Origin of the sequence: Variovorax boronicumulans (assembly GCF_029892485.1) — a bacterium.
Classification (GTDB): Bacteria; Pseudomonadota; Gammaproteobacteria; order Burkholderiales; family Burkholderiaceae_C; genus Variovorax; species Variovorax boronicumulans_B.
The window spans coordinates 630,076-654,207 of sequence record NZ_JARXVG010000001.1; the positions used below are offsets into that span (position 1 = coordinate 630,076).

Genomic DNA, 24,132 nt, shown 5'->3' on the forward strand with positions numbered 1-24,132 from the left:
GTCCTGCTAGCGCTGCACGATGCGCGTTTCCACGCTGCGTCCGGACTGGCCGGCCTTGAAAAGTGCGGTGCGAAGTTCGATCCGGATGTCCGAGCGAACGTTGTTCAGCAGGTTGTTCGAAGGCTCGCCGCTGCCCCGCTCGAGAAAGCGCCCCACGCCGTTGGACAGGTGCAGCACCTCGTGCTCGCCGTTGATCAGCACGCTGGGCGGCGAGAACTGCTCGATCGCGCGCTGGTGCAGTTCCGCGGTGCCTAGCGCGCCGACCGCGCGGCGGCCCGCACCGCGCGGCGGCTCGGCGGAAGTGCCGGACGCGGCGACCGACGGCGACTCGCTGATCAGCGGCATGTGCCGCCCGCCCGGGAGCCCCGGATTGACCCGAAAGATCCGGTTCTTCTTGTCGACGGCGGTGAAGAGGTTGGCCGTTGCATCGGTCGACTCGGAGGTTCCCATGAACAGATAGCCGTTCGGGCGCAAGGCGATGCGGAACATCTCCAGCACATGCGACTGGGCCGGGCGGTCCAGGTAGATCAGGAGGTTGCGGCAGCACACCAGGTCCAGCCGCGAGAACGGCGGGTCGCGCAACAGGTTGTGCAGCGCGAACAGCACCGGCTCGCGCACCACGGTGGAGACGCGGTACTGGTCCTGGTCCTTCACGAAGAACTGCCGCAGTCGCGCGGGCGTGACGTCTTCCACGATGCCCTGTGCGTAGATGCCCTTGCGCGCGGTGGAAATGGCGCGCTCGTCGATGTCGGTCGCGAAGATCTGGATCTCCACCGGCTTGGATTGCAGGTCGGCCTGCTCCCGCAGCAGCATGCTCAGCGAATAGGCTTCCTCGCCCGTCGCACAGCCCGCCACCCAGACGCGCACCGGCTCGCCCGGCTGCTTGGATTCGATGATGCGCGGAATCGCCTCGCGCTCCAGGGCCTCGAAGGCATCGCGGTCGCGAAAGAAGTTGGTCACGCTGATGAGCATGTCCTGCAGCAGCAACGGTCCTTCTTCGGGGTGTTCCCGCAGAAAGTCGCGGTACGAAGGCAGGTCGGTCAGCCGGTTGACCTGCAGCCGGCGCTCGATGCGCCTGAGCACCGTCGCGCGCTTGTAGTGCGTGAAATCGTGGCGGGTGTAGCTGCGCAGGCAGGACATCACATCCTGCAGCGCCTTTTCGGCCTCTTGCGAGGCAACGGGCCCTTCGGGCTCGGACACGAGGATGCCCACCTTCTCGGCGTCGGGCAGCTGGATCCGGCGCGCGCTTTGCCAGATGTCGATCAGCCGCTGCGGCATCTCGACGGCCGGCAGCACGAAGTCGACCACGCCCGTGGCAATGGCGGCGCGGGGCATGCCGTCGTGCGCGGCGTCCTCGGGCGTCTGGGCCAGGGCGATGCCGCCGTGCTCCTTGACGCTGGTGAGGCCCACGGCGCCGTCGCTGCCCGTGCCCGACATCACGATGCAGACGGCGCGCTCCTGGTGCACTTCGGCCATGGTGCGGAAGAACACGTCGATGGCAATGGGCGCACCCGCGATGCGCTTGCCCGGCGCCACGCGAAGATGGCCATCGTTCATCGTGAGCGTCACCCCCGGCGGAATCACATACACATGGTCCGCCTCGATCGGCATGGGCTTGCTGACCTGCCTCACCGGCATGCGCGTGGCGCGCTGGAGGATTTCGGCGGCGCTGCTCTCGTGCTCGGGCGACAGATGAAGGATCACCACGAAGGCCATGCCGGAATGGGCGGGCATCTGCTCGAAGAACCGGATCACCGCCTCCAGCCCACCCGCCGATGCGCCGATGCCGACCACCGGAAATTTCAGGTGACTGCGGACCAGGTGCGAAGGATTGGCGGCCTCGGGGGTCATGGATGCGGACGGTTCTGAAACGGGCATGGGGTTCGGTGAGCTGGATCGCCGCAAGCAAGCAAGTCGGCAACCCTCTTGTGAACAACTGCACGATTTTGCTCCCATCCAGGGGCATTGCTGCAGAGAGGAATACCGCGCTGGCGGCCCGCGATGGCCGCACCGTGCAGCGCGACTGGTTCCATCCGGCCGAGGGCGACTGGGGTTCGGGCTTCTTCCAGAACGAGGCATGCAACTTCTGCGACGACGTGGTGAGCGAGACGGCGGACATCGCCTTCGGCGATGCGTGGCTGGAGCCCTACACCTCGGACGGCCGGGGCACCAACGTGGTGATCGTGCGCAGTGCCGCGCTGCAGGCGCTGGTGGACCGCGGGATCGAAGACGGCCGGCTCGCGCCGTCGCCGGTCGATGCCGATTTCGTCGCGCGCACGCAGGCCGCGGGGCTGCGGCAACGCCGCGAAGGGCTGGCCTATCGCCTGAGCTGGCACCGCACGGGACTGCGCCCGGTCAAGCGCGTGCGTGCGGATGCCCGGCTCCCGTGGCGGCGCAAGCTGGTCTACCGCACGCGCGCCGCCATCAGCAGCGGGAGCCGGCGGCTGTTCGCGCTTTCGCGTGCGGCGCGGCTGCCGTGGCTCTACCTGGGATGGGCACGCGCCGCGCTCGCGCTGTACCACGGCCTCGCCTATTCGCGCGGCAGGCTCGGGGCCTGGATTGCAAGGATCGCGAAGCACACCTAGTGTGCCGGGCAGGCATCACATGCCGCGCGCTGCGAGCCGCATTCAGCCGCCGCCGATGCCCTGCGTCACCTTGCCCGTTCCACTGCATTCCGGACAGGTGGCGCCACCGAGGCCGCGGCCGCTGCCGCCGCACTTCGGGCACAAGGCTTCGCCAGTGCCAGGCGTGCCGGGCGCGGCCTCGTCGCCCTCTCCTGGCGCTGACGCCGGCGGCGGCGTGGCCGCCAGTTCCACCGAAGCGCCCGGGTCTTCCTCGCCGGCGACCGACTCGTCGAAGGCACCGGGCTTGATCTGGCGAATCGAATCCTTGTTCATCGCTTTCCCCTGCTGAGAAACACAGGCGTGCCCAGCATCGTCGGCTAGCTCCCGTCCCTCGAAGGCGGCAGCTTCTCGCCGTTCTGCACGATCTGCGCGGCGTTCGTGCCGATGTCGGGCGTGCCGGGCCCGCCTTTCTTCTTGTCGGCCTCGCGGCCGATGTGGCTGCTCTCGGCGGGACTGTCCTGCCCGACCGCGCGGTTCTGCTCGATGTTCACGGGCGATTGCCTGGGTGCTTCGGCCATGGCTGCACCCCGGCTCAGGCCTTGTTGCGCATCTGGTCGCGCAGCAGCTTGATCTGGTCGTGGTTGCGCTGGGCGCCCTCGGCCTGCCGTTGCACCAGTGCGAGCACGTCCGGCGGCAGCGTCGCCTTCAGCGCCTTGCGGTAGCGCGCCACCGCGGCGTCTTCGCCGCGCTCGCATTCCTCGAGCATCGAGAGCGCGCTGTCGGCGCCGAGCGTGCCCTTCACATGCACCCAGCCGCGGTGCATCGCGCCGCTCACGCTGCCGCCGTCGTCGGCCTTGCCGCCCAGGCGGCGGATCGTCTGCGCGAGTTCATTGGCGGCGGAAGCGCATTGCGTGGCGCGGTCGCCAAAAACCTGCTTGAGCTGCGCCGACTCGACCTCGTCGGCGCAGGCCTTGAAGCCGTACTCGCCGTCGCGCGCGTTCTCCAGCAGGTCGTTCAGAACGTCGATCACGTCGTCGGTATCGACCGTGGTACCGGGGGTGCTGCTGGCATTGGTGTAGGTAGGCATGGATCTGATTCCTTCAAACAAGTGGGTTGGTTGGCCGGAATGGCGACGGGCCCGATCGTTCGATCTGCATATCGATTTGCGCGACCCGTTGCCTTTCATGGTGCGCGGCGGGAAATCGAAGCGTGTCATCCGCCTTGCATGGCCGCTGTAAGTCTTTTCCGAGCCGGAAAAATTTGCGGCAAGCCTGGGTCGCGAACCGCGGACAGGCGCGGCAATTGCGGGCACACCACGTGCATGCATCCGGCGCGTTGCCTCAACCCGATCTGCCATGAACCAGCCATCGCCCCTCCGCACCCCGACCCGACTGGACCGCTGCGTACACGATGCCCGAAACGCGCTCGCGGCCATCTCCGCCGCCACCGAAGTGCTGGGGCGCGCCGACTCGCAGCGCGAAACCCTGCACAAGGCGGGGGCCGTCATCGCCCGCCAGGCGCACGAGCTCACCGACCGCATCGCCGAGCTCATGACCCACGCAAGGCACGGCACCGAGGAGACCGAGCGCGCGCTCGTCGTGTCGGACGACGCGCGCCTGCTCGCCCGGCTGGGCGGACTGCTGTCGCATGCGGGCTACCGCATCGACCTGGCCGTGAGCACGGCGGCGGGCTACGAGGCGCTGATCCGCGAGCAGCCCGACTTCGCGGTGGTCGACCTGCGGACCTCGGCCGGCGAAGCCCGGACCCTGGGACACCTGGCGCGCGGCGCCGGCTTCGAAGGCCGGCTGATCGCCATCGAGGATGCGGTACCGACGCGAGGCCTGCCGGCCGGCAGCAGCGCCGCGGGATTCGACGCAGTGCTCGCACGCTCGTTCGAGCCGCAGCTGCTGCGCGCAGCCATTCCCTTCGACTGAGCTTTCGCGTCGCCCGGTCAGGGCTGCGGCGGCATGCCCTCCAGCCCCTGCGGACGCAGGCTCCTGGCGCGTGCCTGGCGGGCCTCCTCCGGCGTGAATTCGTGGGCGCGGCCGAGTTCGTGCGCCGCGCGGCCGCCCTGCCGGGCGATCTCGCGCCGGCGCTCGGGGTCCATGCCTGCAAAGCCTCGCCCGGGGCGCGGGCGGTCGTGGTCGAAGGTCCTCATGTGTGGTCTTTCAGGTGTACGCGCGATTTCCGTACGGCGCTGGCGCGGGCCGTTGCGGCCCGCCTTCTACCTGGAGGCAATCGGCGTGCCCGGCGTGCCCATCGGCAGCGCGCGGTGCATGGCGGAGGCTGCAATGGCCGCGCCGCCCAGCGCCACGGCAATCTGGTTCAGGCCGGCAGAGACGTCGCCCGCCGCGTACAGCCCCGGCACGTCGGTGGCGTGGTGCGCATCGACCTGGACATAACCCGTGCCGTCCAGCGTCGCGCCCAGGCCCTGCGCGATCTGCGAGTGCACGGCAACGCCGAGTGCGCAATAGAGCGTGTCGCACCACGCGGTGCCGCCCTCATGCACGGCCGCGACACGGACGCCTTCGCGCCGCACCGCATGCACGGGCGCCTCGTTCCAGCGGATGCCCGCCTCGGCCAGCCGGCGGCGCTGCGCCTGGGTCAGCACCTGGCCGCCCGGCGCCATGAAGAGCGTGATGTCGGCGCTGAAGTGGCGCAGGTACAGCGCCTCGCCGACGCCCGCTTCGCCGTCGGCATAGACGCCCACCGCCTTGTCGATGACCTCGTAGGCATCGCACACCGGGCAGTAGCGCAGCACGCCGGCCTCCAGCGCCTCGCGCACATGCGGCATGGCCGGCGGAATGTCGGTCACTCCGGTGGCGAGCAGCAGTTGCCTTGCCGCCAGTGCGCCGGTGCGGGTCTGCAGGTGAAAGCCGTCCTCGCGCCGCTCGGCGCCCTCCACGAAGGCGCCGAGCCGGTCCACGGCGTAGTGGCCGAGCTGCGCCCGCAGCATGTCGAGCACCGTGAGGCCCGAGACGCCGTCGCCGAAGCCGGGATAGTTGTGCGACCTGGGAATCAGCGCGACGCGGCTCTGCCCGGCATCGATGACCGCGACCGAACGCCGGAAGCGCGCGAGGTAGACGGCGGCGAGCAACCCGGCCGGGCCGGCACCGACCACGATGGCGTCGTACATGGCGTCTTGCGTGGCGTTGGAACTGCGCTGCGCGAGCCGTCCGGTCACAGGTCAGGCGGCAGGCGCACCTGCACCGGATGGTCCTGCTCGTGCCGTTCCTGGCATGCGATGCAGCGTGCGCTGGTGGGTAGCACCTCCAGCCGCGCGCGCGGAATCGCGCGGCCGCAATCGATGCAGCAGCCGAACGCGCCGCTCGCCAGCCGCTCCCGCGCCGCGGCGATGTCGCGCATCTCCGCCATGTCGCGCTCGGCCTCGGCATAGCGCAGGCCGTTCTGGAGCCGCTCGTCCGCGATGTCGACGCTGTCGCTGGCCGGCGCACGCACGCGGTCGCTTTCGGCCTCGTCGCGGCCGCCGGGCACCTCGGCGGCGGCGGTGCGCAGATCGGCCGCAAGCACGGCTTCGCGCGCATCGAGCACATGCCCCAGTGGGCGCGTTCGTCGTCGGGAATCGCCGGGTTCATGGGTTGCTTTCTTTCTGACCGGATGGCCGCGCCGGCGGGCTGCGCTTGTGTGCGCTGGCCGTGTAGTTCCTGACGATGATCCGCTCGGCCGCCGGGTCGATCGGCCGGCCTTCGAGAAAATCGTCGATCGTCTGGTAGTCGACGCCGAAGGACTGTTCGTCGGGGCGCTGCGGCGCCAGCGTCTCCAGGTCGGCCGTCGGCACCTTGTTCACCAGGTCGGCGGGCGCGCCCAGCGCGAAGCCCAGCGAGCGCACGCGCCGCTTCGAGAGCCCCGCGAGCGGCAGGATGTCCGCCGCGCCGTCGCCGTGCTTGGTGAAGAAGCCCATCAGCGCCTCGGCCGCATGGTCGGTGCCGATGACAAGCCCGCCGGTCGCACCCGCCACCGCGTACTGCGCCACCATGCGCATGCGCGCCTTGACGTTGCCCGCCAGGAAATCTTCCGCGGCGGCGTCGCCGAGGTCCACGCCCGCGGTGCGCAGCGCCTGGCGTATCGCCTCCACGGCGGCGCGGATGTCCAGCGTGTGCACCTTGTCGGGCGCGATGAAGTCGATGCAACGCTGCGCCTCGGCCTCATCGCGCTGCGTGCCGTACGGCAGGCGCATGGCCACGAACGTGGCCTGCCCGCCTTGCGCACGCAGGCGCGTGACCGCGCGTTGCGCCAGCGCGCCGGCCACCAGCGAATCGACGCCGCCACTGATCCCCAGCACGTAGGCGAGGCGGCCGCTGTCCCGCAGGTAGCGCGCGAGAAAGTCGATGCGGCGCTCGAGCTCGCCCTCGGCTTCGAAGTCCTGCTGCACCTGCAATTCCTGCAGGATGTCCTGCTGCCGCATTTGCGTTGTCATCGACGGCTTTCCTGGTGGTAGTGAACGATGCGGCCGAGCGCGTAGTCGGCGCTGGCCTCGCGGATCTCGTTGCGCTCGCCCTCGAACACGCGCGTCTCGGTGAACTCGCGCTGCGCGCCGCCGCCGTCGCGGAACACCCATGCGTAGCACTGCGTGCCCGGGGCGATGTCGGGGTCGGAATCGTCGGCCACGCCGGTGTTGGAGACGGCCACGTCCGCGTCGCTGTGGCGCAGTGCGCCGCGCGCCATCTCCAGCGCCACCGGCTCGCTCGTGAGGTTGTTGCGCTCGAGCACTTCGGCGGGCACGCCGAGGCAGCGCCGCTTGGCTTTGGGGTCGTACACCACGAAGGCGCATTCGAGCACTTCGCCCGCACCGGGCGCGGCGGCCAGGCGCGAGGCGATGAGGCCCGCGGTACACGACTCGGCGGTCACCACCACCAGTGCGTGCTCTTTCAGGTATTGGACAGTGCGCCGGTGGTCGGCGCCGCTCGCGATCGTTGGCATGGCTGGCGCGGGCTCGTGGCCGCATTCCCCTGTGAGTTGCTGTGGATGAAGGCTCCAACCTACGAAGGCGGGCCGTGGCCGTGTGTCGGACGCGGCCTTATCCGGCCGGGAGTGCGCACGCACGCGGCATGCACCGCGCGCGGCAGCGGACGTGTTCAGGCGTGTTCGGGCATGGGCGGCATGCCGCTTGCCGCGACGGCCCCGGGGCCACTCACCCCATCGGAGCCACCCGCGTCTTTTTTCTTTCATTCATCCATCCATCCACCGACCACGAAGGAGTTTTCATGTTCTCTCACAACAAGCGTCTCCAGTACACCGTCCGCGTGAGCGAGACCAACCCGGGCCTTGCGAACCTCATGCTCGAACAGTTCGGCGGGCCGCAAGGCGAACTCGCCGCGGCCTGCCGCTATTTCACCCAGGCGCTGGGCGACGACGATGCCGGCCGCAAGGACATGCTGTTCGACATCTCCACCGAGGAGCTGAGCCACCTGGAGATCATCGGCACCATCGTCGGCATGCTCAACAAGGGCGCCAAGGGCCGGCTGGCCGAAGGCGTCGAGGAAGAAGGCGAGATGTACCGCACCATCACCGGCGCGGGCAACGACAGCCACATCACGCAGGTGCTCTACGGCGGCGGGCCGCCGCTGGTCAACTCGGCCGGCGTGCCCTGGACGGCCGCCTACATCGACACCATCGGCGAGCCCACGGCCGACCTGCGATCGAACATCGCCGCCGAGGCGCGCGCCAAGATCGTGTACGAGCGGCTGATCAACCTGACTGACGACCCTGGCGTGAAGGACGCGCTGACCTTCCTCATGACGCGCGAGATCGCGCACCAGAAATCGTTCGAGAAGGCCCTCTACGCCATCGAGCCGAACTTCCCGCCGGGCAAGCTGCCGGGCGATCCGCGCTTCACCAACGTGTACTTCGACATGTCCAAGGGAGACCCCGACCTGCGCGGCCCCTGGAACCAGGGCGAGCGCTGGGACTTCCGCACGCTCGGGCAGGGCGACGCGCCGGTGGACGGGGGCGACGGCGTGGCCACCGTGGTGCTCGGCGATGCCGAGGCGCCGGTGGTGCAGCAGATGGTCGCGCGCACGCAGTCCTACCGCGACGGCGATCCCACCACCGGCGCCGAACTCGGCATGATCGACCAGCCCGGCACAGCCCTGGACCCCGAAGGCCTGGGCGCCGAGAGCAAGCCGCTGCGGTGAACGACGGCATCGATGCGCTGGACGGGCGCTTCACCGAGCTGCTCTCCGACTGCCGGCCCAGCGGCGGCCTCGCGCGCGACGACGAGATCGCCGCGCGCGTGACCACCCGGCATCCGGGCGGCTTCGTCTGGCTCGCGCGCCACATCGCGAGCCGCGAGCTGCTGTTCTTCGGCTGGCGGGATGCGCTCTGGTTTCCGGTGTTCCAGTTCGACCGCACCGACATGTCGCTCAGACCCGGCGTGAAGCGCGTGGCCGCCGAACTGGCGGGCTGGACCGACGACTGGGAGCGCGTGCAATGGTTCGTGCGGCCGCACTGCGCCCTCGCGCACCGCACGCCGATCGAGCTGGTCGATGCACAGCCGGCGCGCGTGATGGAAGTGGCGCGCATGGAGCGCTACCTGGACAACGCGTGACGCGCATGGCGCGCCTTCGGCCCGCCCCTGTCAGGCCTCGAAGTTCGCCGGGCTCGGTGCCTTCAGCGTGAGTCCGCGCAGCGCGGTGCTCACCGCCGCGAGCTGGTCGGCTTCGACTTCGCAGCCTGCGGCCGAGGCCGGATCGCTCGCGCGCTGCACCTCCGCGAGCCGGCGCAGGATGGCTTCCTTTTCCTGCAGCGCGCGCAGGCTGCTCCACAGCGCGGAGTCGGTCACCTGCTCCTGCGTGGCGGCCAGGCTGCGCAGGCTGAAGGCATGGCCGGTGTGGCAGCGGTATCGCACCGGCCGCTTGTCGTCCAGTTCGAACAGCACGCCGCCGCAGTCGGGGCAGGTGAAGGTCGACGGGGTGGCGATCTGCTTCAGGTTTTCCATCGCACCGCCCGCAACGCCGACGGCATGTTCCCGGCGCAGTGACTGAGGGGGGCTGGAAGGTGGGCGCTCGCCGTCGCCGGCCTGGGCGATGCGCAGCAGCACCGCCGCCAACTCCGCGAGCGGCACCACGTGGTCGGCCTCGACCACCGCGAGGGCGGAGCGCGGCATGCTGGGCTCGTAGGCGTCCGTGGGGTCCTGGACCACGACGGTGCCGCCGCAGTCCTTGATGGCGCGCAGGCCCGCGCTGCCATCGTCGAGCATGCCCGTGAGGACCACGCCGATGGCGCGCGGTCCCAGTTCCAGCGCGGCGGAGCGAAACAGGGGATCGATGGCGGGGCGTGCATGGTGTTCCTTGGGGCCGCGGGTCAGGCGGATCACGCCGTCTTCGAGCAGCATGTGGCGGTCGGGCGGCGCGACGTGGATGGTGCCGGCGGAGGGCACGTCGCCGTCCTGCGCCTCCACGGCCAGGTTCGGCCCCCTGGCATTGAGCAGCATGGCGAGCTGGCTGCGGTGCGCGCCGATGTGCTGCACGAAAAGGACCGGCAGGGGAAAGTCCGGCGGCAGTGCCGCCGCGAGTTCGAGCATCGCGAACACACCGCCGGCGGAAGCGCCGATGAAGATGGCGCGCTGCGCCGGGGAACGGGAATTTCCTGCTGTGTCCGTGGGTGTCATGGGCCGGTGATGCGAGGTGGAAGTGCGGCACGACGGGGCGTGCACGGAAGGAGGGCAAACGGGATGCCCGCCCCGCCGCCGGCCTCATCCATCGCCGGAGGACGGGCGTTCGCCCGCCTGGCGCGCGCGCAGCAGGCGCTGCAGGTCGGCGGCGGCCACCGGCTTGACCAGGTGCTCGTCGAAACCCGCCGCCATCGCGGCTGCCTTGTCGTCGGGCTGGCCCCAGCCGGTGGCGGCCACCAGGAACATGTCGCGGCCCCATGGCTCCGCGCGGATGCGGCGGGCCACCTCGTGGCCGTCCAGGCCGGGCATGCCGATGTCGAGCACCGCCGCGTCGGGGCGCAGCTGCTGTGCCATGCGCAGCGCATCGACGCCGTTGTGCACGCTGTCCACCGTGAAGCCCGCCATGGAAAGCATCTGCGCCATGCCCCAGAGCGCATCGACGTTGTCGTCCGCGAGCAGCAGCCGCTGCACGGCAACCGGTTCCTCGGCCGTGACCGGTGCCGGCAGCCGGGCGGCGGACTGCGCCTTGGCCAGCGGAATGCGCACCGTGAAGCGGCTGCCGCGCCCCAGGCCCTCGCTCTCGCCGACCACCGCGCCGCCGTGCAGCTCGACGATGTTGCGCACCAGCGCCAGCCCGATCCCCAGCCCGCCCGCCGCGCGGTCGTGCGCGCGCTCGCTCTGGGCGAACATCTCGAACATCGCATCGACGGTGTCGGGCTCCATGCCGATGCCGTTGTCGGCCACCTCGAAGACGGCATCCCGCGCATCGGCGCGCACCGACAGCACGATGCGTCCTTGCGCGGGCGTGTACTTGGCGGCGTTCGACAACAGGTTCGACAGCACCTGGCTCAGGCGGATCGGGTCGGCATCGAGCGGTATTTCTTCTTCGGCGATCTCCAGCACCAGCGTGTGGTGCCCCTGCTCCACCAGCGGCCGCGTGGCCTCCAGCGCCGCCTCGGCGATGGCCTGCGCCGTGATGCGCTCCGGCCGCAGCGCGAGCTGCCCGCGGCGCAGGCTGGACACGTCGAGCAGTTCGCCCAGCAGCACCCGCATCACCGAGGCCTGGCGGCGGATGATGCGCGCGGCGCGCACCTGGTCCTGCGTGGCGAGCGACTCGGGCGCCAGCAACTCCGCGGCGCTGCCGATCGAGGCGAGCGGGTTGCGCAGCTCGTGCGAAAGAATGGCCAGAAAGCGGTCCTTGGCCGCGTCGGCGGTCTCCAGCGCACGCCGCGCCGCCTCGTTGGCGCGCAGGGCCGAGAGCAACTCGCCGCGGTTCTGCTCGAGCTCGTCCTGCGCGGCGCGCTGTTCGCTCTGGTCGCGCAGCACTTTCACCATGCCGATCACCGTGCCCTCGCCGTTGTGCATGGGCATGAGCGCGCCGCTGGCCCAGAAGCGCGAGCCGTCCTTGCGCTGGTGCAGCCGGTCGTCGGCGGCGCGGCCGACCGCGAGCGCGGTGCGGGCCTCGATGCCCGGCGCATCGGCCGCACGGTCCTCCTCGGTGAAGATCACGTCGGCCGGGCGTCCCAGGATCTCGTTCTCGCTGTACCCCAGCAGCCGCTCGGCGCCGGCGTTCCAGCTGGTCACGCGGCGCTCCATGTCGAGCGAGAAGATCGCGTACTCGACCGCGTTCTCCAGCATCAGGCGCATGCGCTCCTCGCTCTCGCGCAGCGCCTCTTCGGCGTACTTGCGCTCGCTCACGTTGCTGCAGACGATCAATGCCGAGTCGGGGCGTCCGTTGCGCTCGGTCAGCACGGTCACGCTCTTGTGCAGCCAGATGATCGATCCGTCCTTGCGCACGCTGCGGCTCTCGGTCTCGAACGGCTCGCCATGGGCCGCGAGCCGGGCGAAGAGCCGCTCGACCGCCCCGCTGTCCGCCGCATGCACGAGGTCGAGCGCGCGCCGGCCCACCAGTTCGCCTTGGTCATAGCCCATGAGCGCGCAGTAGCAGGTGTTGGCGAAAGTGATCTCGCCGTCCAGCCGCGTCTGCACCACGCCCACCGAGGCCTGGTTCACGATGGCGCTGTAGCGCTCCTGCGAACGCCGCAGGGACTCCTGCGCCGTCTTGCGCTCGGTGATGTCGACGAAGGTGAGCACCACGCCGGCGATCATGTCCTCGATGGTGCGGTAGGGCCTCGCGCGCGCAAGGTACCAGTTGCCCGCGGCATCGCCCACTTCGCGCTCGGTAGGCTGCAGCGTGCGCAGCACGGCATTCGCGTCTTCGGTCAACTGTGCGTATTCGAGCCTCGTGGTGAGGTCCGAGAGCGGTCGTCCCACGTCGGTGGCGATCAGGTTGAAGATCGCCGCGGCGCTGGGCGTGAAGCGGGTCACGCGGAATTCGCGGTCCAGGAACACGGTCGCGATCGCGGTCGCGTCCATCAGGTTCAACATGTCGCTGTTGGCCTGGCCGAGGTCGTCGACCTTGTGGTTGAGCTCCTGGTTGACGGTATTGAGTTCCTCGTTGATCGACTGCAGCTCTTCGCGGCTGGTCTCCAGTTCCTCGGTGGCCGACTGGAGCTCCTCGTTCATCGCGTGCAGTTCCTCATTGCTCGCCTTGAGCTCCTCGGTCGAGACTTCGTACTGCTCCACGGTTTCGCGCAGGCGCGTCTTCAAGCGGTCGACCTCGCGCTCCAGGTGCCGCGCGATCGGCTCGGGCTCCAGGCGCGGCACCGGCGCAGCTGCAGCCGCCAGGCCCGCGCCCTGCGCTTCCCCGCCCGCGGGCATGTCCGATCCGCCGGCCTGCGCCTTGCGCAGCTGCACCAGGAAGCTCTTGCCGAATCCATCCACCGGCTGCACGCTGATCGACACGTCCACCTCGCCGTCGCCCAGGCGCACACGCACCGGGGCCACTTCCACGAGCGTCTGCCGCTCGCCCGCGTGATAGAGCGCTGTCTGCAGCTCGGCCTTCAGGTCCGGCACGACGGCGCGCAGCACGTTGCGCGAGGGCTCTCCGCCGCTGAAATACAGGAAGCGGGTGGCCGCGGTGGAGATGTGCAGCATCTCGTTGCTGGCGTCCACCAGGATCGAAGGCGGCGCGAGCAGGTCGACGATCTTCATGTGCATCTCGGCCCAGGTCATCACCCGCCTGTCGGCCTGCGCCGGCAGCAGCGTGGCCTGCGCGAGCGGCGGCGCAATGGCCGCGGCCGGGATCACCGAGAGCGAATGCCGCGCATCGAACGCGCCCGCCGGCGCCGCGTTTCGGGCCGGCGGGCGCGCGTCCGAGCGCGGCACCTGGAGCGCCATGAATAAGCGGCTGCGCTCGTCGCTCGCGGCGAACAATGCGCTGCGCGCGTCGACGGTCTCCGAGGTCCCCAGGAACAGCAGCGCGCCCGGCCTGAGCGAGAAATGAAGCGTCTTGAGCAAGCGCGCCTGCGCCTGCCGGTTCAGGTAGATGAGCAGGTTGCGGCAACTCGCCAGGTCCACCCGCGAGAACGGCGAATCGCGCAGCACGTCGTGCACCGCGAAGAGCACCTTCTCGCGCAATTCGCGGCGCACGCGCAGGCCGCGCGGCTCGCGCACGAAGAACTGGCGCAGCCGCTCCTCGGAGAGGTCGGCCTCCGCCGCCGCCGGATAGACGCCCTCGCGCGCGATGCGCACCGCGTCCTCGTCCAGGTCGGTCGCGAAGATCTGGATGGCGGGCGGCTCGGGCAGCGTGCGCGCATGCTCGGTCAGCAGCATCGCGATGGAGTACGCCTCCTCGCCGGTGGCGCAAGCCACCACCCACACGCGCAGCGTGTCGCCCGGGCCCTTGTGGCGGAAGAGCTCGGGCACCATCGCTTCCAGCGCGGCGAAGCAGTCGGCATCGCGAAAGAAGTTGGTCACGCTGATCAGCATGTCGCTCACCAGCGCGCCGGCCTCGCCGGGCCGGGTGCGCAGGCAATCCAGGTAGGCCTGCAGGTCGCTCACCCCGTTGACCTGCATGCGCCGGCCCAGGCGCCGCAGCACGGTGGCGCGCTTGTAGTCCTCGAAATCGCGTCCGGTGCGGCTGCGCACGAAGCCCAGCACCTCGCGATAGGCGGTTTCTTCGGCGTTCTCTGCCGGTGCAGGCTCTTCGTGCTGGGGCGGCGCCTGCTCTGGCGGCAGATGCAACTGCCCCTCGATGTGGAAGTAGGCGCCGATGCGCGCGCCTATTTCCCGCGCGGGGAGCACCCAGTCGATCATGCCGGTGGCGATGGCCGCCTGCGGCATGTCGGCCTGTTGCGCCTCTTGCGGATCCTGCGCGATGGTCAGCCCGCCACGCTCCTTCACGCGCTTGATGCCGATCACGCCATCGTCGCTCGGGCCCGAGAGCACCACGGCCATCGCATGGGGCCCGTGGGTATCCGCCAGCGTTCGAAAGAACAGATCGACCGGCAGGTAGCGGCCGTTTCGCGAAGGCGGCGGTGCCGGCTCGATGATGTCGCCGCGCATGCGCGGCGAAGTGCCCGGCGGCAGCACATGTACGGTGTCGGGCACCATGCGCAGGCGCCCGGCCACCGGCACCACGGGCATCGACGTCGAACGCCGCAAGAGCTGCGCGAGCGCATCGGCACTCGTGCCGGGCTGGTTGAGCACCACCACGAAAGCCATTCCGCCGCCCGTTCCGGCACCCTCGAAGAACGCGTACAGCGCCTGGACGCCACCTTCGGACGCACCCAGCCCGACGACCGGCAGCAGCCCGTAGCCGCGCGACGGGATGGCGTCGTCGTCCTGACCGGCCGCGTCTTCTTCGGCCCGGTCGGGTGTCACTGCCGGTACTCCTTGAGCCGGTTGTAGAGGGTCTTCATGCTGATGCCCAGCAGCGCCGCGGTGCGCTCCTTGTGGCGGCCGCAGCGCTCGTAGGTGGCGAGGATCAGTTGCCGCTCGACGTCCGCCAGCTGCGTTCCCACTTCCACGAGGATCTGGTTGTCGCCCGCTTCCAGCGGCGCCGGTGCGCTGTCCCGCGAAAGCGCCGGGTAGCCCGGCGAAAGTGCCGCGTGCGGGGGCGCGCTCCGGCTCTCCTGCAGCGATGGCGGCACCTGCGCGAATTGCGCGGCCTCAGGCGCACCGCGCGCCTGCGCCACTTCATCCGCGGGCAGCCATTCCTCGTCGATGACGGAACCCGTCGCCATGACCCATGCACGCTGGACCACGTTGCGCAGTTCGCGCACGTTGCCAGGCCATCGCCACGCCGACAGCCGTTCGAGCGCAGCGCTGCTGAAATGCTTGGCCTGGCCCTCCTCACGCCCCAGCTCCTGCAGGAACTGGGTGGCGATCAGCGCCACGTCTTCGCCGCGCTCGCGCAGCGGCGGCAACGCGATCGGGAACACATTCAGCCGGTAGAGCAGGTCTTCGCGCATGCGGCCGCCGGCCACGGCGGCCGCGGCATCCCGGTTGGTCGCGGCGATCACGCGCACATCGGTCTGCTGCACCTGCGTGGAGCCCACGCGCATGAAGGTGCCGGTCTCCAGCACCCGCAGCAGCTTCACCTGCAGCTCCAGCGGCATCTCGGTCACCTCGTCCAGGAACAGGGTGCCGCCGTGCGCGCGCTCGAAGAAGCCCTGGTGCTGGCGCTCAGCGCCGGTGAAGCTGCCGCGCTCGTGGCCGAAGATCTCGCTCTCGATGAGGTTGGGCGACAGCGCACCGCAGTTCACCGCCAGAAAGGGCTGGTCCCGCCGGCGGCTCATGTCGTGCACCGCGCGCGCCACCAGCTCCTTGCCCGTGCCGCTCTCGCCCTGGATGAACACGGTGACCGAGGTGCGCGCCACGCGCGTGATCTGCCGGTACACCCGCTGCATGCCCTGCGCGCGTCCGATCAGGTGGCCGAAGCGGCCGGTCTCGCGCCAGAGCTCCTCGACCTCGTCGAACTCCGCGCGCAATTGCGAGGGCGCGATCATCCGCGAGAGCAAGCCCTTCAGGTGCTGGGGATTGACCGGCTTCACCAGGTAATCGGCAGCGCCCAGGCGCATCGCCCGGATCGAGGTTTCCAGGCTCGCCTGGCCGGTCATGAGAACGAGCACCGTGTCGCTCAGCGCATCGGCGCTGTTCTCCAGGAGGTCGAAGCCGTCGCCATCGGGCAGGTGCAGATCGAGCAGCAGCAGGTCGGGGCGCTGCATCGCCATCAAGCGGCGCGCGGCGGCTATCGATCCGGCGCACATCGCCGAATGCCCTTCTCGCGCGATCAGCGCCGACATCATCCGTGCCGAATCTTCGTCGTCCTCAACGATCAATGCGTGGCCCACGTCGTTCCCTAAAAAGTTGCTGCCGCGCGTCATGCACGCTGTTCCTGATCCCTTGGCGCATCGTGCGTGCGCGCGGAACGAGAGGCCGACGGCTCAGTCGTTGAATCCGCGTGAGAAATCGTGCAGTCGCTGCGTCAGCGTATTCATACGTGCGATCTGGCGCGCGAGCACGTCCAGTGCCTCGCGCCTGAGTTCCGCGTCGTCCGCCGTGCGCAGAAGCTCCAGCGCCACGGCCATCGCGCCAACCGGCGCCCGCAGGTCGTGATCCAGTTGCCGGGATTCCCGTGCCTGGTGCGCCATGCGCGTGCGCAGTTCTGCATGGCGCTCTTCGCCGGAAAGACCAGGTGCAGGCACCGACGTTTCCTTGCGCAGCAGGACGGCGCCGACCCAGACGCCCGCGAAACCTGCGATGCCCGCGAGCACGCCGGCCATGGCTGAAAGGCGAGTCGGCGCACGCCTGCCGATACCGATTCTTTTCATGCATCCAAGTGTCCTTCAATGCCATCGCGCTGTCAGCCCACGGACCGACGGCAGGTTTTGCAGCAAGGGATTCCGACCGCGGTGCTGCATGCGTCGATCTGCGAACTTAAGGACTCATTCAGACTGCATTTGCGCTATCTCCAGCTGGCACGACCATTGCGCGCGCACCGATGCCCCGGGGGTCGGGGCGTTACGGAGAACCATGAGCAATTCCCTTGCCCTGCAGACGCGCCAAACGCAGGCCACCGTCTTCTCGCCGCGCCTGCAACAGGCCGTGCGCTTGCTGCAACTCTCCTCGCAGGAATACACGCAGGCGCTGCGCGAGGCCGCCGAGCTCAATCCCTTTCTCGAAGTCGACGAGGTACCCACGGTGCCGAACGCGGACGGCGGGCTCGAAGACCCGGCCGGGCGCACATCGCAAACCGGGGCGGATGCCGACGCCATGGCCGATGCGGATGCAGCAGCCGCCTTCGACCGGATCACGGCCGCTCCGCCCGCTGGCGCGCAGCACCTGTCGCACGACGAGAGCTTCGACCTGATGCAGCGCGTGGCGCTGCCCGATTCGCTGCGCGCGCATCTGCACGCGCAGCTCGGCGTGCTGCGCCTGACCGACCGCGAGCGTGCCTTCGCCTGCGCCATCGTCGAGGCCCTGGACGACGACGGCTACCTGCGCATCTCGCTGGAGGACATCGCCCTCGCGGTCGGCGAAGACCCGGGCCCGGCCGAACCCGAACTGCGGACCGCGCTGCTGCGCGTGCAGGCGCTCGAGCCGCCCGGCGTGGGCGCGCGCAGCGTGCCCGAGTGCCTGTGCCTGCAGCTCGATGCCATTGCGCAGCCCGAGCTGCGCACGCTCGCGCGCCGCATTCTCGAGGCGCACATCGACCTGCTCGCCGCGCAGGACTACGGCGGTATCGCACGCGCGCTCGGCGCTTCGGCGGCCGAGGTGCAGCGCGCGGCGGCCGGCATCCGGCGGCTGAACCCGCGACCGGGCTGGCGCCATGGCGAGACCGGCTCGCGCATCGTCATGGCCGACGTGTCGGTGAAGAAGGTGCGCGGCGCATGGCGCACCACGCTCAATGCCCATGCGGTGCCGCGCGTGAAGCTGAACAACGACTGCGCGCGCCTGCTCGACGCGCAGCGCGGCCAGCAGGCCGGCGCGCTCAAGACCTACCTGGACCAAGCCCGCTGGATGGTCGGCACCGTCGCGCAGCGCGCCTCCACCATCCTGGAAGTGGCGCGCGCCATCGTCGCGCGCCAGCGGATGTTCCTGGAACACGGCCCGCTCGCGATGAAGCCGCTCGGACTCAAGGAGATCGCCGACGAGGTGGGCGTGCATCCGTCCACCGTGTCGCGCACGGTGCACAACAAGTACATGGCCACGCCCGCGGGCGTGTTCGAGTTGCAGTACTTCTTCTCGCGCGGACTGCAGCACACGGCCGGCGGCGCGAGCGCGCCGGTGGCGATGCAGCAGCTGATCCGCGAGCTCATCTCGATCGAGTCGCCGACGGCGCCGCTGAGCGACGCGGCGCTGGCGCGGCAACTGGCGCAGCAGGGGTTTCACATCGCGCGCCGCACCATCACCAAATACCGCCAGACGATGGAGATCGATCCGGTGGAGCGCCGCCGCGCCCGGGGCGCCGGGGGTGGCCAGTCCGCGACCGCCTGAAAGCCGCCCCGAACATGGCGGTGCATTGCACAGGTGGCATCGACGGACACCTCGCCGCATCTGCCGCATGCGGCGTCGGCGAACGATGCGAGCGCGCGTCGATCCTCGAAGGTACCGGCGGGCCCGGTGCGCACGCCGGCAGAGGGAACCGGCTGCCTTCGGCGGGCGATTATTTCTTACAGGGAGTGGCATTATTCGCCGTCAAAGTTCGCCGACTCATCCATGGGGCGGACTGCCCGACAGTGTTTTCCGTCCACCGCCGAGGTCAAGCCTTGACTCCTGATGCACTTCCGCCAACGCAAACCGACCGAAGCGATGCGGCCTTGCCGTTGCACGATCACGTGGCGTTTCTCGACAGCCTGGCGCAGACCACGCAACCGCTGAGCGATCCGGCCGAAGTGATGCAGGTCACGGCCCGGCTGCTGGGGCAGCACATGGGCGTCAACCGCTGCGCCTACGCCGAAGTCCATGCCGACGAAGACCGCTTCACGCTGACCGGCGACTACAGCCAGGGCGTGCACTCCATCGTCGGCCAGTATTCGTTCTCGCAGTTCGGCGCCGATTGCCTGCGGCTGATGCGCGGCAACCAGCCCTATGTGGTTCACGACATCGACACCGACCCGCGCGCGGCGGACATGGACCTGGCGGCCTACCGGCTCACGAGCATCCAGGCCGTCATCTGCATTCCGCTGCACAAGGACGGCCGCTTCGTGGCTGCCATGGCCGTGCACCAGCATGTGCCGCGGCAGTGGCAGGCGCGCGAGGTCGAGCTGGTGCAGATGGTGGGCAGCCGGTGCTGGGAAAGCCTGCAGCGAACGCGCGCCCAGCACGCGCTGCGGCTCACCAACGAGCGGTTGAGCATCGCGCTGGCCGCGGGCCAGCTCGGCGACTGGAGCTGGGACGCCACCACCGACCTGGTCACCCTGTCGGCGCGCGCGGCGGCGCTCTTCGGAATTGGCGAGCAGCCGCTCCCCTGGGGGGAGCTTTCGCTGCTGATCCACGAGGACGACCGTGAGCGCACCCTGCAGGCGGTTGCCTCCAGCGTGGAGAGCGGCCGCACCTACAAGGAGGAATACCGGCTCGCCGGCACCGAGCCACCGCGCTGGCTGTCGGTGTGGGGCACGCCGCAGACCGACGACGCGGGCCGCGTGGTGGGCATGCTGGGCGTGCTGCAGGAATCGTCGGTGCGAAAGCGGATGGAGCAGGACCTGCGCAGCCAAGCGCTGGAACTGCAGGAGGCCGACCAGCGCAAGGACGAATTCCTGGCGGTGCTCGCGCACGAGCTGCGCAATCCGCTCGCACCCATCGGCCTGGCCGCGCAACTGCTCAAGCGCGCGCCGGATGCCGCGACCCACCGGACCGCCGACCTGATCCGCTCGCAGGTCAACCAGATGTCGCGGCTGCTCGACGATCTGCTGGACACCAGCCGCATCAAGAGCGGCCGGCTGAACATGAAGAAGGAATGGGTCGAGGCGCGCGCGGTGGTCGAGCTCGCACTGCAGAACGCCGGGCCGCTGCTGCGCAGCCGAAAGCACAAGACGACGGTGAAGGTGGACGAGCGGCTCACGCTCGAGGCCGATCCGGTGCGGCTCGCACAGGTCCTGTCCAACCTGCTGACCAACGCGGCCAAGTACACGCCGGTGGGCGGACAGATCGCGATCACCGGCACCGGTGGCGATGGCTTTTGCGAATTCGTCGTCAGCGACAACGGCATGGGCCTGAAGCCGGGCTCGCTGGAGCGGATCTTCGAGATGTTCTCGCAGGAAGACACGGTGCTGCACCGGCCAGAGGGTGGGCTCGGCATCGGCCTGGCGCTGGCCCGCGCGATCGTCACGGCACACGGCGGACGCATCGTGGCCGAGAGCGAGGGCCTGGGCCAGGGCAGCCGCTTCGTGATGCAGCTGCCGCGCGGCGCGGCGGCGGCCGGGGCCGCGGAGGGCGGCGTACCGCTCGCCGCTCCTTCTCCCGCCGCTCCGATGAGCATCGTGATCGCCGACGACAACGTGAGCGCAGTCAACCTGCTGGCCGAGTTGCTGCGGATGGAAGGCCATCGCGTCGACATCGCCACCGATGGCGAGCAGGCGCTGGCCGTCGCGCACGCCGTCCAGCCGTCCATCCTCATCCTGGACATCGGCATGCCCAAGCTCACCGGCTACGAGGTGGCGAAGGCGGTGCGGGAGACGCCCTGGGGCAAGACGGCATTCCTGTTGGCAGCCACGGGCTGGGGACAGGAGACGGACAAGATGCGCGCCCGCACGGCGGGCTTCGATGCGCACCTCATCAAGCCCTTCGACCCGGAGGAACTCCTGGCGCTCATCCAGAAGAGGAGCACCTGGACGGGCGAGAACGGCAGCGGCGGCGACCTGCCTCCTTCACCCGACGCGCATGCCGGCTCCGGCTCCGCGATGCCGCAGCAGCCATAGGCTCGGGCCGCTACCGCGAGCTGGCGACGGCTTCGTCGCCAGCGCTCATCGGCATGGCATCGCAAAAAGCGGCGACTCGGTGATTGCCCGCGGCATTCGCATGGGGAATCCGCAGCGGCGGCAGCGTCCACGCAAGCCTTGCGGGACCTGGCTCAGGCCTGCGGTTTCGGCCGGTTGCCGGCATCTGCGGCATGGCTTGCGAAAGATGCTGTTCGCAGGCGGCGCACTACATCGCGGGCGGCGAGATAGGCCTCGATCTGTTTCTCGCCCAGGATGAGGCCGCGTCCTTTTTCGGTCTTGCCAGGCCGCTGCCGGGTTGTCGACGGCGACGCGCGAAATGATGCAGACATGGTCACTCCTTTCTTCAAGACGTCTGGAGGCGCAAGGGCCTCGGTACCGATTTTGCGGATCCCGGTTTGAATTTTCAAGAACATGGCAATGGCGCTGCCGGTTGGTGCACGGCCCGTGAGGCAATCCGTCCTATTCCCAACGCGAGCGAACTGATGTCGAATGCTTCCATCGATCGGCCCTGACATGGACTCCCTCACACTCGCCCGCATCCAGTTCGGCTTCACGATCTCGTTCCACATCATCTTTCCGGCGCTCACCATCGGGCTGGCAAGCTACCTGGCGGTGCTCGAGGGGCTGTGGCTGCGCACCGGGCGCAAGGTCTACATCGACCTCTACCAGTTCTGGATCAAGGTGTTCGCGGTGGCCTTCGGGATGGGCGTGGTGTCGGGCCTGGTCATGGCCTACCAGTTCGGCACCAACTGGAGCAACTTCTCGCGCTTTGCCGGCGGCGTGACCGGGCCGCTGCTGGCCTACGAGGTGCTGACCGCGTTCTTCCTGGAAGCGGGCTTCCTTGGCGTGATGCTCTTCGGGCGCGACCGGGTCGGGCCCGGCCTGCACTTTGTCTCCACGCTCGCGGTGGCGGTGGGAACGCTCATCTCTGCGACCTGGATCCTCGCCTCCAACAGCTGGATGCAGACGCCGCAAGGGCACGAGATCATCGACGGCCGCGTGGTGCCGGTCGACTGGCTGCGCGTGATCTTCAACCCGTCGTTTCCGTACCGGCTCGCGCACACCGTGGTGGCCGCGTACATCGCGACCGCGCTGATGGTGGGCGGCGCCGCGGCGTGGCATCTGCTGCGCGGGCGCGACAACACGCGCGTGCGCACCATGTTCTCGATGGCGCTGTGGATGCTGCTGGCGGCCGCGCCGATCCAGGCCCTCATCGGCGACCAGCACGGGCTCAACACGCTGGAGCACCAACCGGCCAAGCTGGCTGCCATCGAAGGCCACTGGGAGCGCACGCCCGAGGGCGAAGGCGTGCCGCTCATCCTGTTCGGCTGGCCCGACATGCAGGCCGAGGTGACGCGCTATGCCATCGAGATTCCGCGCGCGGGCAGCCTGCTGCTTGCGCACAGCTGGGACGGCCAGATACCTGCGCTCAAGGACTTTCCGCCCGCCGACCGCCCCAACTCGACCATCGTGTTCTGGACCTTCCGCGCCATGGTCGGGCTCGGCGTGCTGATGATCGCGCTGGCCTTCTGGGGGCTGTGGCTGCGCCGCGGCCAGCGCCTGTTCTCGCAGCGGCTGTTCCTGCGCTTTGCGGTGGCGCTGTCGCCGGCCGGGCTGGTGGCCATCCTGGCGGGCTGGTACACGACGGAGATCGGCCGGCAGCCCTGGGTCGTCTACGGGCTCATGCGCACGGCCGATGCGGTGTCGCCGCAGCATTCCGCATCGCAGGTGGGCTTCACGCTCGGCCTCTTCGTGGTGGTGTACCTGGCGGTGTTCGGCGCCGGCACGGCCTACGGGCTTCGGCTGATCGCCAAGGGGCCGGCCGACGACGACCGCGAACCGCCGGTGCATGGCGATCCGGGAGAACCGCGCCATCCGATGCGCCCGCTGTCGGCGGCGCGCGAAGGCATGGATGCCGAAGGCGACCTTGCCGCACCGGAGGCTCGCCATGGGCATTGACCTTCCCCTGATCTGGGCCGTGATCATCCTGTTCGGGATCATGATGTACGTGGTGATGGACGGCTTCGACCTGGGCATCGGCATCCTGTTTCCGCTGGTTCCCGCCAAGGAAGACCGCGACGTGATGATGAACACCGTCGCGCCTGTATGGGACGGCAACGAGACCTGGCTGGTGCTCGGCGGCGCGGGCCTGCTGGCCGCCTTTCCGCTGGCCTATGCGGTGATCCTCAGCGCGTTCTACCTGCCGCTGATCCTCATGCTCGTGGGGCTGGTGTTTCGCGGGGTGGCATTCGAATTCCGCTTCAAGGCGCGCGCGGGCAAGCGCCGCTGGTGGGATGCCGCGTTCATCGGCGGCTCGTTCACCGCGACCTTCTTCCAGGGCGTGACCCTGGGCGCCTTTCTGAACGGGCTGAAGGTGGTCGACGGCAATTTCTCGGGCGGACCGTTCGACTGGGTGACGCCGTTCTCGGTGTTCACCGGGTTCGCGCTGGTTGCCGCCTACGCGCTGCTGGGCGCCACCTGGCTCTTCATGAAGACCGAAGGTGCGCTGCAGGCGCGCATGCGCAGGCTCGCACGGCCGCTGGTGTGGACGATGCTCGCCGTCATCGCGATGCTGAGCGTATGGACGCCGCTCGCGCATCCGGCCATTGCCGCGCGCTGGTTCTCGTGGCCCAACCTGCTGTACTTCGCGCCGGTGCCGCTGCTGGTGTGCGTGGTCGTGTGGCGGCTGCTGCACGAGTTGCGCGGCCAGGGACATGGCGCGCCGTTCGTGCTGACGCTCGCGCTCCTGTTCCTCGGCTACACGGGCCTGGGCATCAGCCTCTGGCCGAATGTGATTCCGCCCGACATCTCGATCTGGCAGGCCGCAGGGCCGGCGCAGAGCCTGGGCTTTGCGCTCGTGGGTGCGCTGCTGATCATTCCGGTGATCCTCATGTACACGGCCTGGAGCTACTGGGTCTTCCGCGGCAAGGTGCGGCATGGCGACGGCTACCACTAGCAGCGCACAGGGCGAGCCGGGCAAGCTGCGCAAGTGGCTGCGGCGCATCGGCTGGCTGGTGGCCATCTGGCTGGCGAGCGTGACGGCGCTCTTCCTGCTGGCGGCGGTGTTCCGGTTCGCCATGGGCGCGGCCGGCCTCTCCCGCTAGCGGCCACGCAGCCGCACCGCACCTCACCTCAATGCTGGTGCTGG

Annotated in this window: 23 protein-coding genes; 9 read left to right on the forward strand and 14 right to left on the reverse strand. The window is 69.5% G+C overall.

Features of this window, described 5'->3' with window-relative positions; all coding sequences use genetic code 11:
• Nucleotides 1–6 precede the first annotated feature (6 nt).
• Nucleotides 7–1,851 (reverse strand): CheR family methyltransferase, encoded by a 1,845-nt coding sequence (locus M2282_RS31040; protein ID WP_348541720.1) that lies wholly within the window; start codon nt 1,849–1,851, stop codon nt 7–9.
• 95 nt (nt 1,852–1,946) lie between these two features.
• On the opposite strand from M2282_RS31040, the gene M2282_RS03050 reads away from it, so the two are divergent.
• Nucleotides 1,947–2,585, forward strand: coding sequence for a Coenzyme F420 hydrogenase/dehydrogenase, beta subunit C-terminal domain (locus M2282_RS03050; RefSeq protein ID WP_280807306.1), 639 nt, complete (start codon nt 1,947–1,949; stop codon nt 2,583–2,585).
• A gap of 42 nt (nt 2,586–2,627) precedes the next feature.
• Here M2282_RS03050 and M2282_RS03055 read toward each other — a convergent pair whose 3' ends face one another.
• The 3 genes from M2282_RS03055 to M2282_RS03065 are packed head-to-tail and all read right to left on the reverse strand — an operon-like array spanning nt 2,628 to nt 3,651.
• Nucleotides 2,628–2,897, reverse strand: coding sequence for a hypothetical protein (locus M2282_RS03055; protein ID WP_280807307.1), 270 nt, complete (start codon nt 2,895–2,897; stop codon nt 2,628–2,630).
• 44 nt (nt 2,898–2,941) lie between these two features.
• Nucleotides 2,942–3,142 carry a hypothetical protein gene (locus tag M2282_RS03060; protein WP_280807308.1) on the reverse strand — a complete coding sequence of 67 codons (201 nt, stop codon included), beginning with the start codon at nt 3,140–3,142 and terminating at the stop codon, nt 2,942–2,944.
• Nucleotides 3,143–3,156: 14 nt separating this feature from the next.
• A complete protein-coding gene (locus tag M2282_RS03065) occupies nt 3,157–3,651 on the reverse strand; it encodes a ferritin-like domain-containing protein (RefSeq protein WP_280807309.1) in 495 nt (164 codons plus the stop codon).
• A gap of 268 nt (nt 3,652–3,919) precedes the next feature.
• On the opposite strand from M2282_RS03065, the gene M2282_RS03070 reads away from it, so the two are divergent.
• Entirely contained in the window at nt 3,920–4,498 is a 579-nt protein-coding gene (locus tag M2282_RS03070; RefSeq protein WP_280807310.1) for a hypothetical protein, read from the forward strand.
• A gap of 17 nt (nt 4,499–4,515) precedes the next feature.
• Here the strand turns inward: M2282_RS03070 and M2282_RS03075 are convergent, their stop codons facing one another.
• From M2282_RS03075 to M2282_RS03095, 5 genes are all read right to left on the reverse strand, one after another.
• Entirely contained in the window at nt 4,516–4,722 is a 207-nt protein-coding gene (locus M2282_RS03075) for a KGG domain-containing protein (RefSeq protein WP_432422861.1), read from the reverse strand.
• Between the two features lie 66 nt (nt 4,723–4,788).
• On the reverse strand, nt 4,789–5,748 hold the full coding sequence (locus M2282_RS03080; RefSeq protein ID WP_280807311.1) for an NAD(P)/FAD-dependent oxidoreductase: 960 nt from the start codon (nt 5,746–5,748) through the stop codon (nt 4,789–4,791).
• On the reverse strand, nt 5,745–6,116 hold the full coding sequence (locus M2282_RS03085) for a TraR/DksA family transcriptional regulator (protein WP_280807312.1): 372 nt from the start codon (nt 6,114–6,116) through the stop codon (nt 5,745–5,747). Before M2282_RS03085 ends, M2282_RS03080 begins: the two co-directional genes overlap by 4 nt.
• A 40-nt stretch (nt 6,117–6,156) precedes the next feature.
• Complete coding sequence (gene nadE / locus M2282_RS03090) at nt 6,157–7,002, reverse strand: ammonia-dependent NAD(+) synthetase (RefSeq protein ID WP_280807313.1); 846 nt, start codon at nt 7,000–7,002, stop codon at nt 6,157–6,159.
• Nucleotides 6,999–7,505, reverse strand: a complete 507-nt coding sequence (locus M2282_RS03095) for a CinA family protein (RefSeq protein WP_280807314.1) — start codon at nt 7,503–7,505, stop codon at nt 6,999–7,001. The genes nadE and M2282_RS03095 overlap by 4 nt, the downstream gene beginning before the upstream one ends.
• 284 nt (nt 7,506–7,789) lie before the next feature.
• Between M2282_RS03095 and M2282_RS03100 the strand changes: the two genes are divergently transcribed.
• A complete protein-coding gene (locus M2282_RS03100) occupies nt 7,790–8,719 on the forward strand; it encodes a manganese catalase family protein (RefSeq protein WP_280807315.1) in 930 nt (309 codons plus the stop codon).
• A complete protein-coding gene (locus M2282_RS03105; protein WP_280807316.1) occupies nt 8,716–9,132 on the forward strand; it encodes a hypothetical protein in 417 nt (138 codons plus the stop codon). Before M2282_RS03100 ends, M2282_RS03105 begins: the two co-directional genes overlap by 4 nt.
• A 30-nt stretch (nt 9,133–9,162) precedes the next feature.
• Here the strand turns inward: M2282_RS03105 and M2282_RS03110 are convergent, their stop codons facing one another.
• The 4 genes from M2282_RS03110 to M2282_RS03125 form a co-directional block, all read right to left on the reverse strand.
• Nucleotides 9,163–10,194, reverse strand: a complete 1,032-nt coding sequence (locus M2282_RS03110; RefSeq protein ID WP_280807317.1) for a chemotaxis protein CheB — start codon at nt 10,192–10,194, stop codon at nt 9,163–9,165.
• A gap of 84 nt (nt 10,195–10,278) precedes the next feature.
• On the reverse strand, nt 10,279–14,922 hold the full coding sequence (locus M2282_RS03115; protein WP_280807318.1) for a PAS domain S-box protein: 4,644 nt from the start codon (nt 14,920–14,922) through the stop codon (nt 10,279–10,281).
• Nucleotides 14,919–16,394, reverse strand: a complete 1,476-nt coding sequence (locus M2282_RS03120; protein WP_280807710.1) for a sigma-54-dependent transcriptional regulator — start codon at nt 16,392–16,394, stop codon at nt 14,919–14,921. The genes M2282_RS03115 and M2282_RS03120 overlap by 4 nt, the downstream gene beginning before the upstream one ends.
• A 93-nt stretch (nt 16,395–16,487) precedes the next feature.
• Nucleotides 16,488–16,826, reverse strand: coding sequence for a histidine kinase dimerization/phospho-acceptor domain-containing protein (locus M2282_RS03125; RefSeq protein WP_280807319.1), 339 nt, complete (start codon nt 16,824–16,826; stop codon nt 16,488–16,490).
• A gap of 250 nt (nt 16,827–17,076) precedes the next feature.
• On the opposite strand from M2282_RS03125, the gene rpoN reads away from it, so the two are divergent.
• Together rpoN and M2282_RS03135 are read left to right on the forward strand one after the other, a co-directional pair.
• On the forward strand, nt 17,077–18,540 hold the full coding sequence (rpoN, locus tag M2282_RS03130; protein ID WP_280807320.1) for an RNA polymerase factor sigma-54: 1,464 nt from the start codon (nt 17,077–17,079) through the stop codon (nt 18,538–18,540).
• A gap of 341 nt (nt 18,541–18,881) precedes the next feature.
• Complete coding sequence (locus M2282_RS03135; protein ID WP_280807321.1) at nt 18,882–20,963, forward strand: hybrid sensor histidine kinase/response regulator; 2,082 nt, start codon at nt 18,882–18,884, stop codon at nt 20,961–20,963.
• Nucleotides 20,964–21,115: 152 nt separating this feature from the next.
• On the opposite strand, the gene M2282_RS03140 is transcribed toward M2282_RS03135, so the two are convergent.
• Nucleotides 21,116–21,397 (reverse strand): hypothetical protein, encoded by a 282-nt coding sequence (locus M2282_RS03140; protein ID WP_280807322.1) that lies wholly within the window; start codon nt 21,395–21,397, stop codon nt 21,116–21,118.
• Between the two features lie 100 nt (nt 21,398–21,497).
• Here M2282_RS03140 and M2282_RS03145 point away from each other — a divergent pair, with 100 nt between their 5' ends.
• From M2282_RS03145 to M2282_RS03155, 3 genes are read left to right on the forward strand one after another with little or no spacing between them, the layout of a single operon-like run.
• Nucleotides 21,498–22,943, forward strand: coding sequence for a cytochrome ubiquinol oxidase subunit I (locus M2282_RS03145; protein ID WP_280807323.1), 1,446 nt, complete (start codon nt 21,498–21,500; stop codon nt 22,941–22,943).
• On the forward strand, nt 22,933–23,940 hold the full coding sequence (gene cydB, locus M2282_RS03150) for a cytochrome d ubiquinol oxidase subunit II (RefSeq protein ID WP_280807324.1): 1,008 nt from the start codon (nt 22,933–22,935) through the stop codon (nt 23,938–23,940). Before M2282_RS03145 ends, cydB begins: the two co-directional genes overlap by 11 nt.
• Entirely contained in the window at nt 23,921–24,088 is a 168-nt protein-coding gene (locus tag M2282_RS03155) for a DUF2474 domain-containing protein (RefSeq protein ID WP_348541721.1), read from the forward strand. Before cydB ends, M2282_RS03155 begins: the two co-directional genes overlap by 20 nt.
• Nucleotides 24,089–24,132 lie beyond the last annotated feature (44 nt).

Bases quoted from the DNA above. Each gene is read 5' to 3' on its own strand.
- M2282_RS31040 (WP_348541720.1), bottom strand. From the start codon at position 1,851: ATGACCCCCGAGGCCGCCAATCCTTCGCACCTGGTCCGCAGTCACCTG.
- M2282_RS03055 (WP_280807307.1), bottom strand. From the start codon at position 2,897: ATGAACAAGGATTCGATTCGCCAGATCAAGCCCGGTGCCTTCGACGAG.
- M2282_RS03060 (WP_280807308.1), bottom strand. From the start codon at position 3,142: ATGGCCGAAGCACCCAGGCAATCGCCCGTGAACATCGAGCAGAACCGC.
- M2282_RS03065 (WP_280807309.1), bottom strand. From the start codon at position 3,651: ATGCCTACCTACACCAATGCCAGCAGCACCCCCGGTACCACGGTCGAT.
- M2282_RS03070 (WP_280807310.1), top strand. From the start codon at position 3,920: ATGAACCAGCCATCGCCCCTCCGCACCCCGACCCGACTGGACCGCTGC.
- M2282_RS03075 (WP_432422861.1), bottom strand. From the start codon at position 4,722: ATGAGGACCTTCGACCACGACCGCCCGCGCCCCGGGCGAGGCTTTGCA.
- nadE (WP_280807313.1), bottom strand. From the start codon at position 7,002: ATGACAACGCAAATGCGGCAGCAGGACATCCTGCAGGAATTGCAGGTG.
- M2282_RS03095 (WP_280807314.1), bottom strand. From the start codon at position 7,505: ATGCCAACGATCGCGAGCGGCGCCGACCACCGGCGCACTGTCCAATAC.
- M2282_RS03100 (WP_280807315.1), top strand. From the start codon at position 7,790: ATGTTCTCTCACAACAAGCGTCTCCAGTACACCGTCCGCGTGAGCGAG.
- M2282_RS03110 (WP_280807317.1), bottom strand. From the start codon at position 10,194: ATGACACCCACGGACACAGCAGGAAATTCCCGTTCCCCGGCGCAGCGC.
- M2282_RS03125 (WP_280807319.1), bottom strand. From the start codon at position 16,826: ATGGCCGGCGTGCTCGCGGGCATCGCAGGTTTCGCGGGCGTCTGGGTC.
- rpoN (WP_280807320.1), top strand. From the start codon at position 17,077: ATGAGCAATTCCCTTGCCCTGCAGACGCGCCAAACGCAGGCCACCGTC.
- M2282_RS03140 (WP_280807322.1), bottom strand. From the start codon at position 21,397: ATGTTCTTGAAAATTCAAACCGGGATCCGCAAAATCGGTACCGAGGCC.
- M2282_RS03145 (WP_280807323.1), top strand. From the start codon at position 21,498: ATGGACTCCCTCACACTCGCCCGCATCCAGTTCGGCTTCACGATCTCG.
- cydB (WP_280807324.1), top strand. From the start codon at position 22,933: ATGGGCATTGACCTTCCCCTGATCTGGGCCGTGATCATCCTGTTCGGG.
- M2282_RS03155 (WP_348541721.1), top strand. From the start codon at position 23,921: ATGGCGACGGCTACCACTAGCAGCGCACAGGGCGAGCCGGGCAAGCTG.